Here is a 12,586-nt window from a genome sequence, read left to right as displayed (position 1 = left end):
TTGGTGCGCTTACCGATGGCCAGATAGGCGGAGTCCTGAATTACGACGGCGGGTGGCTGGCTTCAGCCGCGGCTTCCGCGTCCGCGGGGTCCGCACCTACAACCCTGTTCCGTCCCTGGGCCTTGGCACTGTAGAGGGCGGCATCTGCCACATTGATCAGGAAGGCCAGGTCCTGGACGTCCGCGCCGGTGGACGTCACGCCGTAGCTCACTGTCGGGAATGGCAGGCCATCCGGACCCTTCATGGCCGCCAGCCGACCACTGATGTCGGATGCGATGGCTTCAGCCCGCTGTTGTGTCGCTCCCGGCAGCAGCAGGACGAATTCTTCCCCGCCATACCGCGCCACGAGGTCTGACGACCTGACCGAAGAAGTGCAGGCCGCAGCAAAAGCCCGGAGCGCGGAGTCGCCGGCTGCGTGACCATGCTCATCGTTGACGGCTTTGAAGTTGTCCAAATCCGCAAGGATCAGCGCTGCACCTCGTGGGGACGACTCCGCAAGAGACCGGGCGGCCAGCTCCAGGAAAGCACCCCTGTTAAGCAGGCCCGTCAGGTGGTCACGATCGGCACGTTCACGGAGGCGTTTGATCAACTGCTTGTTGCTGAGTGTGTTCATGGTGGAGGACACTGCCACCAGCAGGATCAAATGCATCAGAGCGGCCGGCGCATACCCAAAGAATGTTCGGAAGACCTGGCTGGTGGGCCCGTCCAGGACAAAGCTGACGGTCCGGAACAGGTAATACAAGGCTGTCAGCCCGGCAATGATCGACAGAAACCTGGTAATCCTGGACCGGACTGGTTTGGCGAACCACAGTTCCAGCCCCGCCAACGTGATACCCAACGTTGTCAGGCCCAGGTACACCAAACCGCCGGACCATACGCTGTTCCCCGGGTCATCCAGTGCAGATGCGATACCGCTGGGAATGGACGCAGCCGCCAGGAACCAGGGATGCACTCGGTGGTCGCGCAGTGTGCGCGCTCCCGCCCAGATGCAGAAGCTTCCGGCAACAACCAGGACCTTGCCCACGGGGTTGGCCCACAGCTGGAAGTCAGTGCCGTTCAGCAGGAAAGCGGCATTGCCCACCAAAAAGAGGCATAGGGCTACGCGCCACCACTCGGCGTAGGGCGAGCGTCTCCGCTGGGACGAGACACAGGAAATGACGATCAGGGTCAGAATGACCAAGCCGAGGACCATCCTGACGGAAAAGGGGTCCAGAACAATCGTTCCCTCTTGCAGCGAAACTGCTATCACGACGCGGCCCCGCTACCGGGCTACAACCGCGGAGTTCCCTCGTGATGGCCTCATGGCTCTTTGACCTCGCAAAACATCTGATCCCCCATCAAGTTGTTTCGGTCTCATGACCGCAAAACCACAGTCAAGCACGTTTTCCCCAGTGCCGGTGGAGGTTGGTCGCTTTAACTCCCTAAAAGTTTTCTCGATTTTTGCGTCACGATCTGGAGTTTGACCACACTGTTACCGTAGGGGTTGTTCTTGCCCTGCAAAGGGGACTATCCACATAGGCCCAAAAACCGTTGCCACCCACCCGCCCTGGTGGTTCGATGGGACGCATGGCAACCGCAGATACCGCAGAGAGTTATGTCATTGCGATCGGGACCAAGAAAGGCCTGTGGCTGGCAACCAGCCCCGACCGGAAAGAATGGTCCCTTTCCGGCCCGCACTTCCTGATGAGCGAGATTCCCAGCATCGGGATAGATACGCGGGACGGCAAAACCCGGATTATGGTGGGCGTGAGATCAGAGCATTGGGGACCCACCGTGGCCCACTCTGATGACCTTGGTGACACCTGGACAGAGCCCGAGCAAGGTGCCATCAAATTCCCGGACGGCACTGATGCCGCCTTGGAACGCGTTTGGCAGATCTACCCCGACGCCGACTCCCGCCCTGGCGTTGTCTGGGCCGGGTGCGAGCCGATTTCAGTATGGAAGTCCACCGACGGGGGCGAACACTTCGAGTTGAACCGCGGACTGTGGGACCACCCGCACCGCAGCGAGTGGGGTGCCGGCTATGGCGGCGCGGCGGCGCACTCGATTGTGGTTGATCCTTCCGGCGAGAAGGTCCACATCGCCATGAGCACGGGCGGCGTTTACAGATCGCTCGACGGCGGGACCTCCTGGGAGCCCCGAAACAAAGGAATCTCGGCCTACTTCATGCCCGATCCCAACCCGGAGTTCGGTCAGTGCGTCCACAAGATTGCAGCGGACGCGGCCGTCGAAGGCCGTTTGTACGCGCAGAACCATCACGGCGTGTACCGCACGGATGACAACGGGGAGAACTGGGATTCCATCGCGGACGGGCTGCCTGCGGACTTCGGCTTTGTCATGCTGACGCACCCGCGGCGTGAAGGAACAGCGTGGGTGATTCCGCTGAAGGCCGATGGAGAACGCATCCCGCCGGACAGCAGGCTCAGTGTCCACCGCACCAACGACGCCGGCAACACCTGGACAGAACTTCATACCGGCCTGCCGGACCACGAATACAACGCCGTACTGCGCGACGCCGCGTCCGTGGACACCGCCGAGCCCGTCGGCGTGTATTTCGGCACGCGTGGAGGTGCCGTATATGCCAGCGCCGACGAGGGCGGGACCTTTACTGAAGTGGCTTCGCACTTGCCGGACGTCCTGTGCGTGAGGGCCGCCGTCGTGGTGGGAAACCCCAGGGGCGCCGCACGTGCAGGGCAAGCCAGCGCTCCGGTACCTGGTTAGGCCCGTTGTGGCTGACTTTACGGTCCTGTTGCCTGGTGTCCTGCAGCCACTCGTCGGCGGACAGTCCTATCTGACTGCGTCCGCCGACGGGGCTGTGACCGTTGGACAGTTGCTTGATTCGGTGACCGGAGATTACCCGGTGCTGGCCAGGCGCTTGCGTGATGAAACCGGGGCGCTGCGTCGTTTCGTGAATATTTACGTGAACGGTGATGAGGTCCGGCGTCTGAAGGGTCTTGATACGGAGGTTGCAGCCGGCCAGGAGGTCCTGATAGTCCAGTCCGTGGCCGGTGGCTGAGCGGGGTTTGGGGTCAGGCCGGTTTAGGCGACGCGCCAAACACTGCATTCGTCGGTATTGATGGCTTTCCTCATGCCGGAGGCGTGATCCATGATCCAGACAACGCCGATACCCGGCGCGGTTTCCTGGACCTGTCCGCGGCGGATGACCACGTCATCATAGGCGGGTCCCACGGACAGTCGGGCTTCGATCTCGTCTCCACGGTGGAGCTGGCTGATCGCGCGTACTCGTGTTGTGTGTGTTGTGACTTCCTTCAACATGGTGGCCTCCTGGGCTGGAGCTGGTGCCTGCACTTGCCGGCCCTTCCAGTGTGGCGTGGCAATGTTGCCACGGTATTTCGGGGTGGTTAGGGTCCGGTTAGCATTCCGGGTTGGTTGCATTTCCGGTGACGCAGCCCCGCCTTCCCGGCGCATCGCGGGTGCGGCTGTAGCCTGATCTCGGTTCTTGAGACTCACAGGAACCACAGGCTCCGTCCCCGGGAGATTTAATGGGTGTTTTGCGGCGATCCATCGCGTTGTCCACAGGCTTGGTGGTGTTTGCCACCGGCCTGTTTTTTGTTCAGGCCCCCGCCACGGCCGTTCCAGTGCCGGGTCCGGATAATCCGAACGTCCAGTTCGTCGAGGGCACCCCGCATTCTGATCACACGTTCGAGACGCCGCCGGCTGACGATGCACCCAAGGGACAGTCCGACGTCGACTCCCTCCTCCGTGACGGTGCGGCAGCGATTGGCCCCGCCGGGGACATCCGTGTCCGGCTGGTGACGGCAAAGCTGGCGGACAACGCCAACACTGTCTCCATGGCCGACGCCGAAAAGACGGTGGAGGCCGCCAGCAAGTACTGGCAGGCGATGTCGGCCAACAAACTGTCCATGACGGTGAACAGCAAGGTTGCCGGGCACCAGTCCAGGGCGAAGTCGACCGACAGCTACAGCTCCATCATCTCCACCATCACCAGCGAGCTGAACTGGTCCGCGAGCCCGTACACGGCGCTTGTGATCTACATTCCCACCACCACCCTGTCCGGGAACGCTCTCGGCGCCGGCTACAGCAGCGGCAGTTACAGTGGCCGCGTCTTGATGCCGCAGATCAGCAACTTCTCCAATAACGTGATGAGCCATGAGTTCGGGCACGTCATTGGCATGATGCACGCTGATGCCCTGCAGTGCCGCAGCGGGGCATCCGACGTCGGCGTCAACAGCAATGGCCAGTTCACGGACCCGTCCTGCTACATCCGCGAATACGGCGACACCACAGACATCATGGGCGCTGCGCAGTGGAACTCGCCGGTCATCAGCTCCACGTTTTGGGACTACGGAGGCCTCGGTCGAGGCGACGAAATCCGCGATACCGGCGTGGCCACGGGAGTCAAGAGTTACACCCTGAAGCCCTGGGGCGGCACAGAGGCCCAGCGCGCCATCAAGTTCACGGATCCTGTCAGCCGGGAGGTCTACTACCTGGAACTCCGGCAGCCTGTGGGTGCTTACGACAGCTACCTCTCTGGCGGCAACAAGGGCGTCAAAATCGTCCAGCGCGGCGGTGCCACCATCGCCTCGTCACTGATTCTTATGCCGGACACCACCCCTTTTAATGGTTGGTACAGCCAGAACCATGCCTGGCAGGCAGGCAGCACTTTCACCACCTATACGGGCACCAGGGTGACCATCAACTCGGTCAGCGCCACGTCGGCCACGGTGACCATCAACGCTGACACCAAACTGAAGACGCGGATGAGCTTTTCCGCCGGCGATTTCGACGGCGACAAGCTTGCCGACGTCCTTTCCCGCGAAGCGGACGGTTCGCTTCTGCTCTATGCAGGGCTGCCCGGAAACCGTCTTGAAGAGCCCGTGCGAATTGGCAGTGGCTGGGATATTTTCAACGCTGTACTGGGCACCTCCGATTTCAACGGTGACGGCTTCGCTGACATTCTGGCGCGCAGCAGCGACGGCGCTCTGTGGCTCTACCCGGGCAACGGCAAGGGCGGGTTCCTGCCACGCCTGCAGGTAGGTATTGGCTGGCAGGGCTTCACCCAGTTGGTGGCTCCTGGTGACTTCAACGGCGATGGCCGGGCAGACCTGGTGGCAAGCGGAACCGATGGCCGGCTGTGGCTCTATCCCGGAAACGGCTCCGGAGGCTTCCTGGCCCAGCGGCAGATCGGCCAGGGCTGGGATGCGTTCACCAGTCTTTCGGCGGCGGGAACGTTCGGGGGCGGTATAGCAGGACTCCTGGCCCGTTCGTCGGACGGCACCCTCTACGTCTACCCCGGCGACGGCAAGGGCAGCCTCCTGCCGCGTACCGCCGTCGGGACTGGATGGAACCTGGCGGGCGACATCGTCGGCGGGCAGGAATTTACCGGAGACGGCAAAGCCGACGTCCTCGGCGTCGGTTCACGCATGACCCTTTATCCCGGTGACGGGACCGGCTTCGCGGACCGCTTGGCGATTGGAACCGGTTGGAACCAGTTCAGCCAGGTGTGGGAGGCGGGGGATTTCGACGGCGATGCTGTCGCTGACATTTTGGCCCGCGGCACCAATGGCATCCTGTGGCTCTACCCTGGCAACGGTTCGGGTGGTTTCTTGCCGCGCGTGCAGGTGGGGACGGGCTGGAACGTCTTCACGTCAGTTTTGAGTGTGGGCGATTTTGATGGTGACAAGCACCCGGATCTTGTGGCCAGGGCCTCCGATGGGACGCTGTGGCTGTACCCGACCGACGGGAAGGGCCAGTTCCTTGCCCGCAAACAGATCGGCACTGGCTGGCAGGGCTTCACGCAGATGCTGGCGCCGGGCGACTTCTCCGGTGATGGAAAGGCTGACATCCTGGCGCGCGCCGCGGATGGAACCTTATGGCTTTACCCCGGAAATGGGGCCGGGGGATTCCAGCCATGGAAGCAGGTCGGTACCGGGTGGAATATCTTCAATGCGGTGATGCAGGGCAGCGACTTCAACGGTGACGGTCGGGAAGATGTCCTTGCCCGGGGGACGGACGGGGCGCTGTGGCTTTACCCGGGCAACGGCAGCGGAGGGTTCCTCGCACGGCAGTACCTGGGCTCTGGATGGAACATGTTCACCTCCTTCGCTGCCCTCGGCAACGCTTTCACGGGCACAGGCGATCCGACCCTGGTTGGTGTAGCCGGCGACGGAACGCTGCTGCTTTACTCCGGGACGGGCACGGGAAAGTTCAAGCCGGTGGCGGTGGACCCGCGGTAGCATCGGCGAGGTCTGGCGGCTCCTTCCCCGTTGCCATAAGCCCTCAGGTTTAGGGCAAGCAAAAACCCGGAATGTCTCGTGACAGTCCGGGTTTTCGCTGCCTTGGTCCCAGCTCACTGGGAAGAAGCGTCGGGCTTAGGCGTGCTGGGCTTGCTTGGGCAGGCCGAGCTCCGCAGTTGGGGTCTTGGCTGATTCGCGGGCCGTCATGGCTGAGACGGCTGCGATCACGCAGATCACGGCGGTGAAGATGGAGATCTGCACCCACCCGCCGGGCTTGGTTCCGCCCAGTGCAGTCACGATTGCCGGGGCGAACCCTGCCATGAGGAAGCCGAGCTGGGTGCCGATAGCCAGGCCGGAGAAGCGGACCTTGGTGCTGAACATTTCACCGTAGAAGGACGGCCATACTGCGTTGGCAGCGGCGTACCCGAAGGAGAAGAACACCACGGACACCAGGAACATCAGCGGCACATTGCCCGATTCCAGGGTGAGCAGGAAGACCGGGGTCATGACGGCGCTGGCAAGGGCGCCGTAGATGAAGACGGGCTTGCGGCCGATCCTGTCCGAAAGCATGCCGAACAGGGGCTGTGTTCCGAGGGCCACGATGTTGGCTACAACTACGAGCCACAGGGTGATGGTGCTGTTGACCCCGGCGACGTCCTGGGCGTACTTGATGGCGAGCGTTCCGAACACGGTGCTCACTGCGGCGATGAAGGCGCAGCAGACGACGCGCAGGACATCGCGCCAGTGCAGGCGGAGCAGGTCGGCAACAGGGAGCTTGGAGATTTCGTTGTTCTTCTTGGCTTCTGCGAATGCCGGGGGCTCGTGCAGCGTGCGGCGGATAAAGAACGCCACCAGAACCACGACAGCGCTCAACCAGAACGGAATACGCCAGCCAATGCCGTACTTGATGTCGTCCGGCAGGGCCACCACAGGAATGAAGACCAGCGCTGCCAGGATCTGGCCGCCTTGGGTGCCGGTGAGGGTCCACGAGGTGAAGAACGAGCGGCGGTTGTCCGGAGCGTGCTCCAGCGTCATGGACGAGGCGCCAGCCTGCTCGCCGGCAGCCGAGAGGCCCTGGCAAAGACGGGCCAGAACCAGCAGGACGGGCGCCCACCAGCCGATGGTCTTGAAGTCGGGGAGACAGCCGATCACAAAGGTAGCTGCACCCATCAGGACCAAGGTGAACATGAGCACCTTCTGCCGGCCGATCCTGTCACCGAAGTGGCCCAGGATCACCGCGCCCACGGGGCGGGCAACATAAGCGAAGCCGAACGTCGCGAAGGACATGATGGCCGCGTTGGCATCGGCGGACGGGAAGAACACGTGGGGGAAGATCAGGGCCGCGGCCGAGCCGAAGATGAAGAAGTCGTAGTACTCGACGGCGCTGCCCAGGAAGCTGGCAAGCGCGGCTTTCTTGGGGGTTCCGGCGGCGGTTTCAGTGCCTGGCGTCGCTGACGGCATTGTTTGGCTCATGGGTGGTTCCTTCTGTGACGACGATGTCGCGGATCTGGCTTTCGTGGGGAGACCCAAGCGAGGTGCGGCCGGTCAATCCCAGACAAGTAACCACATGGTGAGAGTTACTTGTGCAATACAGCAATAGTGGCTGTGAGTGGGGTCACTTGTCAAGAGAAGTCACCACCATCTAGAAATAGCTCTCACTATGTGAGAGCATCGAGCTATGAGTGTGAAAGAGGACACAAAGACAGACATGGTCGGCAAGGCACTGAGCTTGCTGGTACTACTGGGCGATGAGCCGCGCGGCGCCAGTGCGGCGGATCTTGCGAGGAGTGCCGGGCTGCCGTTCAGCACCACATACCGCCTGCTGGGCTCGCTGACGCGCGATGGCTTTGTGGATTACGAGCCCGACGGGCGCCGGTATCACTTGGGCTTGCGCGTCTTCCAGCTCGGTCAGCGGGTATCGAACCACCATGGGTTCGCCGCAACTGCGCTGCCCGTCCTGCAGCGGGTTACCGATCGCACGCATGAGGCCACCATCCTCTCCGTTCGCGATGGCAACCACCATCTGACGGTCAACAAGGTGGACGGCCCCAAGACCTTCCGCGTCACCAGCGACCCCGGCCATCTCGGGGCGCTCCATACAACATCGGTGGGCAAGGCGATCGTGGCGTTCGAGGATGAGATTGAGCGCAAGCGGCTCTTGGAGGAGCTCCCCCTGGATCCGCTCACCCAGCATTCCATCACCGATCGCGACACGTTTCGTGAGGAGATCGAGCAAGTCCGCCGGCAGGGCTACGCAGTGATGGACGAAGAGAATGAGATCGGCATGCGCGCCGTTGCTGTTCCCGTCCTCAATTCGCAGGGTCACGCCTTCGCCTCGGTGGCCGTCGCCGTGCCGGTGTTTCGCATGACCATGGAGGAGCTGATCGCCCACGTGCCCACCCTGCAGGAGGCTGCGGCTGAACTCGCGGCCCGCCTGCCCCAGCGCTAATCCCGACCAGGTGACAGCAACTGTCGCTATGAGCCCCCAGTGGAGCGTTATCTGTTACCTGGTTGGGAGTGCCCTTCGCAGATGTTCGCGATAAGAACATGCGTGCGGAATATGAACACTTGTAGTAATCTAAGAACACCCGGTCAGGCGGCGCCCCCAAAAGGCGCCGAATCCCGCGGTGCTGAAGTCAAAGGAGCTTTAGGATGAGCAACCGAGCCGAGTCCGTTCTGGTGGGCCTCATAGGCGAAGGCGTCATGCCCTCGCTCACGCCGCCAATGCACGAACGCGAAGCCGATGTGCAGGGCCTTCGCTTGCTGTACCGCCCCATCGACCTGCTGGAACTCGAGTTGCCAGCCACCGCCGTCGGGGATCTCCTGACCGCCGCCCAGCGCATGGGCTTCAACGGCCTCAACATCACGCACCCGTGCAAGCAGCTGGTGTTAGAGCACCTTGATGAAATTTCCGACGACGCCCGTCGCCTGGGTGCCGTCAATACAGTCTTGATTCAGGACGGTCGGCTTATTGGCCACAACACCGACTTCTCCGGCTTCGGCTCGGCGCTCGCCGACGGGCTCCCCGGGGCGACGCTGGACCGCGTGGTCCAGCTGGGCGCAGGCGGCGCCGGCTCGGCCGTGGCCTACGCGCTCCTCACAGCCGGCGTTGGCACGCTGGACCTCGTGGACATGGACCCGGCCCGGGCCGCTGAGCGCGCCGCTGAACTCGGGGGGCTTTTCCCCGATGCCACCGTTACGCCGCGGAGCACCGACGAACTCCCGCGGATCATGCCCCTCGCCGACGGCCTGGTGCACTGCACGCCGGTCGGAATGGCCGCCCACCCCGGCCTGCCGCTGGACATCGATCTCCTGGAACCGCGCCACTGGGTGGCGGACATCGTCTACCGCCCCATCGAAACCCAGCTGGTCCGCGAAGCGCGCGCCAAGGGCTGCGACGTCCTCGACGGCGGCCGGATGGCGGTGGGCCAGGCGGCCGACGCCTTCAAACTCATCACCGGACGGGAAGCCGACCGCGACCGCATGCGCGCACACTTCCTGGAGCTGATCGCCGCCGAGGATGCAGCAGCCCCGGCACTCGCGAAGGCAGGCCGCTGATGCGCACCGGAATCGCCACCGTCTGCCTGTCCGGCACTTTGAAAGAGAAGATGCAGGCCTGCGCCATTGCTGGCTTCGACGGAATCGAGATCTTCGAGCAGGACCTTGTGACCTCGCCGCACAGTCCGGAAGAAGTCCGGAAAATGGCGGCGGATCTCGGGTTGGGCTTGGATTTGTACCAGCCGTTCAGGGATTTCGACGGCGTCACTCCGGACTTGCTGAAGGCCAACCTTAAGCGCGCCGAGGCCAAGTTCAACCTGATGGAACGCCTGGGCATGGACACCATCCTGGTCTGCTCCAACGTCGCCACGGCAACCATCGACGATGACGCGCTGAGGGCCGGGCAGCTGGCCGAACTCGCCGAACTTGCGGGGGCCCACGGCGTCAACGTTGCTTACGAAGCGCTGGCCTGGGGCAAGTATGTCAACGACTACGAGCACGCCTACCGCCTGGTGGAGATGGTGAACCACCCCAACCTGGGCACCTGCCTGGACTCCTTCCACATCCTCTCCCGTGACTGGGACACCGCGCCCATCGAGGACATCAACGCGGAGAAGATCTTCTTCGTCCAGGTTGCCGATGCCCCCAAGCTCTCCATGGACGTCCTCTCCTGGAGCCGCCACTACCGCGTGTTCCCGGGCGAAGGGCAGTTCGAGCTCGCAAAGTTCATGGGCCACGTCGTCCGGGCCGGCTACACGGGGCCGGTCTCCTTGGAAGTCTTTAATGACGTCTTCCGGCAGTCCGACACGGATCGCACCGCCGTTGACGCCATGCGTTCGTTGATCTGGCTGGAGGAGCAGAGCGCCCAGTGGCTGGCAAGCAGCCCCGCGGGAACCGAAGCCGCCGGCAACGAAAGCGCGTCCCGCCGTCGTTATCCCATGGAACTTGCCACGCTGCCCAAGGTGAACGAACCCGCCGGCTTCAACTTCGCCGAGGTCAAGGCTGACGACACCGCGCAGCTGGAGAAGCTCCTGGGCCAGCTCGGCTTCGGGTTCGAAGGCCGCCACCGCACCAAGGACGTCCAACTATGGACCATGGGACAGGCGCGCGTGATCATCAACGAACAGGCGGCACAAAACGCTGAACCTGCCATTGCCGCTTTGGGATTCGACGTCGACTCTCCAGTGATTGCCTCCGCTCGCGCCCAGCAGCTCAAGGCTCCCGTGGTGGCCCGCAAGGTCCAGGCGGACGAGGAGGTCTTCCAAGGCATCTCCGCACCGGACTCCACCGAGATCTTCCTCTGCCAGGGCAGCCCGGATGGGACCGCGGCGTGGACGCACGAGTTCGGCGAAGGCCAGGAGCACGCCTCCAGCGCACAGAACGCAGTGATTGACCACGTCAACCTGGCCCAGCCGTGGCAACACTTTGACGAGGCTGTGCTCTTCTACACCAGCGCGTTGGCTTTGGAACCACAGCCGTTCGCTGAGGTTCCCAGCCCCAATGGCCTGGTGCGCTCGCAGGTCATGGAGACCAGCAACGGTGCGATCAGGCTGGTCCTGAACCTGGCGCCCGCGCAGCAGGCCCAAACAGCCCGTAAAACGTACCAGGAACACATCGCCTTCGCCGTGGACGACCTCGTGGCGGCTGCCCGCTCCGCCCAAGGAAGAGGCCTTGAGTTCCTGCAAATTCCGGCCAACTATTACGAGGACCTGGACGCCCGGTTCGATCTTGAACCCGGTTTCCTGGCCACCCTCAAGGAGCTCAACCTCCTGTATGACCGGGACGCCAACGGCGAATTCCTCCACTTCTACACCGCCACCGTGGGCAGTGTGTTCTTCGAAATGGTGGAGCGCCGCGGCAATTACGACGGCTACGGGGCGCCCAACGCCCCGGTGCGCCACGCCGTCCAATACGACTCGCTCCACCGGGTGTAAACCCGCCGCCACCCCGCAAACCCAAGAGAACCCACCAACCGAAAGGAGCCGGCCGTGCCGCAAGAACAGACAGCACAGGCGCTCGAATCCGAGGAACTCGTGCCGCCCGCTGAGCCACACGCCGCAAATGCCGCCCATCCAGCCAAGAAGGTGGAAACCCAAGCGGATCTCAGTGCTGAGATCAAGGGCATCGGGGACCGCTACGCCGAGGCGTTGAAGAACGGCAAGGGACCGGAGACCATGCCGCGGCTGGACTACGCGCCGTACCGCAGCAGCATCCTGCGCCATCCCACCAAGAGCCTGCACCACGCGGACCCGGAGACCATTGAGCTTTACTCGCCGGCATTCGGACACCAGGACGTGCACGCCCTGGAATCCGACCTGACCATCCAGCACAACGGCGAACCGCAGGGTGAGCGCATCATCGTATCCGGCCGCGTACTCGATGGTGATGGCCGTCCGGTGGCGGGCCAGCTGGTGGAGATCTGGCAGGCCAACGCATCAGGCCGCTACATCCACAAGCGCGACCAGCACCCCGCACCGCTGGACCCGAACTTCACCGGCGTCGGCCGGTGCATCACCGGTGACGACGGCTCGTACAGCTTCACCACCATCAAGCCCGGCGCCTACCCGTGGAAGAACCACCTGAACGCCTGGCGCCCGGCGCACATCCACTTCTCCATGTTCGGCTCGGAGTTCACCCAGCGGATCGTCACCCAGATGTACTTCCCGGGCGACCAGCTCTTCCCGCTGGATCCCATCTACCAGTCCATCGTGGACCAGGATGCCCGCGACCGCCTGGTGGCCCAGTACGACCACGAGCTCACCAGCCCCGAGTGGGCCCTCGGCTACAAGTGGGACATCATCCTGACCGGTTCCAAGCGCACCTGGACCGAAAACGAAGCATACGGCGACGCCGGGGACGAGGAGTAAGCG

General features: G+C 63.3%; 10 protein-coding genes. 7 read left to right on the top strand and 3 right to left on the bottom strand.

Annotation, left to right across the window (positions count from 1 at the left end):
* Positions 1–40: 40 nt before the first annotated feature.
* Positions 41–1,249 (bottom strand): GGDEF domain-containing protein, encoded by a 1,209-nt coding sequence (locus QEH68_RS20740; protein WP_280624813.1) that lies wholly within the window; start codon positions 1,247–1,249, stop codon positions 41–43.
* Positions 1,250–1,557: 308 nt separating this feature from the next.
* Here QEH68_RS20740 and QEH68_RS20735 point away from each other — a divergent pair, with 308 nt between their 5' ends.
* Both QEH68_RS20735 and QEH68_RS20730 read left to right on the top strand, forming a co-directional pair.
* Positions 1,558–2,721, top strand: coding sequence for an exo-alpha-sialidase (locus QEH68_RS20735; RefSeq protein WP_280624811.1), 1,164 nt, complete (start codon positions 1,558–1,560; stop codon positions 2,719–2,721).
* A gap of 7 nt (positions 2,722–2,728) precedes the next feature.
* Positions 2,729–3,016: a MoaD/ThiS family protein gene (locus tag QEH68_RS20730; protein WP_159707990.1), complete on the top strand. Its 288-nt coding sequence runs from the start codon at positions 2,729–2,731 to the stop codon at positions 3,014–3,016.
* A 23-nt stretch (positions 3,017–3,039) separates the two neighbouring features.
* Here QEH68_RS20730 and QEH68_RS20725 read toward each other — a convergent pair whose 3' ends face one another.
* Positions 3,040–3,276 carry a hypothetical protein gene (locus QEH68_RS20725; protein ID WP_280624807.1) on the bottom strand — a complete coding sequence of 79 codons (237 nt, stop codon included), beginning with the start codon at positions 3,274–3,276 and terminating at the stop codon, positions 3,040–3,042.
* Between the two features lie 227 nt (positions 3,277–3,503).
* Between QEH68_RS20725 and QEH68_RS20720 the strand changes: the two genes are divergently transcribed.
* Positions 3,504–6,218, top strand: a complete 2,715-nt coding sequence (locus QEH68_RS20720) for an FG-GAP-like repeat-containing protein (protein ID WP_280624805.1) — start codon at positions 3,504–3,506, stop codon at positions 6,216–6,218.
* Between the two features lie 135 nt (positions 6,219–6,353).
* On the opposite strand, the gene QEH68_RS20715 is transcribed toward QEH68_RS20720, so the two are convergent.
* The gene (locus QEH68_RS20715; RefSeq protein WP_207595478.1) at positions 6,354–7,691 is read right to left on the bottom strand and encodes an MFS transporter; all 1,338 of its coding nucleotides are present in this window, start codon (positions 7,689–7,691) and stop codon (positions 6,354–6,356) included.
* Between the two features lie 205 nt (positions 7,692–7,896).
* Here QEH68_RS20715 and QEH68_RS20710 point away from each other — a divergent pair, with 205 nt between their 5' ends.
* From QEH68_RS20710 to pcaH, 4 genes are all read left to right on the top strand, one after another.
* Positions 7,897–8,667: an IclR family transcriptional regulator gene (locus QEH68_RS20710; protein ID WP_207595477.1), complete on the top strand. Its 771-nt coding sequence runs from the start codon at positions 7,897–7,899 to the stop codon at positions 8,665–8,667.
* Positions 8,668–8,870: 203 nt separating this feature from the next.
* On the top strand, positions 8,871–9,776 hold the full coding sequence (locus tag QEH68_RS20705; RefSeq protein ID WP_280624803.1) for a shikimate dehydrogenase: 906 nt from the start codon (positions 8,871–8,873) through the stop codon (positions 9,774–9,776).
* A complete protein-coding gene (locus tag QEH68_RS20700) occupies positions 9,776–11,650 on the top strand; it encodes a sugar phosphate isomerase/epimerase and 4-hydroxyphenylpyruvate domain-containing protein (RefSeq protein ID WP_280624801.1) in 1,875 nt (624 codons plus the stop codon). The genes QEH68_RS20705 and QEH68_RS20700 overlap by 1 nt, the downstream gene beginning before the upstream one ends.
* 54 nt (positions 11,651–11,704) lie before the next feature.
* Entirely contained in the window at positions 11,705–12,583 is an 879-nt protein-coding gene (gene pcaH / locus QEH68_RS20695) for a protocatechuate 3,4-dioxygenase subunit beta (RefSeq protein WP_207595474.1), read from the top strand.
* Positions 12,584–12,586: the final 3 nt, after the last annotated feature.

This window comes from Paenarthrobacter sp. OM7 (genome assembly GCF_029873575.1).
Classification (GTDB): domain Bacteria; phylum Actinomycetota; class Actinomycetes; order Actinomycetales; family Micrococcaceae; genus Arthrobacter.
This window is presented reverse-complemented; position numbering and strand designations above follow the sequence as displayed.

Bases quoted from the DNA above. Each gene is read 5' to 3' on its own strand.
- QEH68_RS20735 (WP_280624811.1), top strand. From the start codon at position 1,558: ATGGGACGCATGGCAACCGCAGATACCGCAGAGAGTTATGTCATTGCG.
- QEH68_RS20725 (WP_280624807.1), bottom strand. From the start codon at position 3,276: ATGTTGAAGGAAGTCACAACACACACAACACGAGTACGCGCGATCAGC.
- QEH68_RS20720 (WP_280624805.1), top strand. From the start codon at position 3,504: ATGGGTGTTTTGCGGCGATCCATCGCGTTGTCCACAGGCTTGGTGGTG.
- QEH68_RS20715 (WP_207595478.1), bottom strand. From the start codon at position 7,691: ATGAGCCAAACAATGCCGTCAGCGACGCCAGGCACTGAAACCGCCGCC.
- QEH68_RS20710 (WP_207595477.1), top strand. From the start codon at position 7,897: ATGAGTGTGAAAGAGGACACAAAGACAGACATGGTCGGCAAGGCACTG.
- QEH68_RS20705 (WP_280624803.1), top strand. From the start codon at position 8,871: ATGAGCAACCGAGCCGAGTCCGTTCTGGTGGGCCTCATAGGCGAAGGC.
- QEH68_RS20700 (WP_280624801.1), top strand. From the start codon at position 9,776: ATGCGCACCGGAATCGCCACCGTCTGCCTGTCCGGCACTTTGAAAGAG.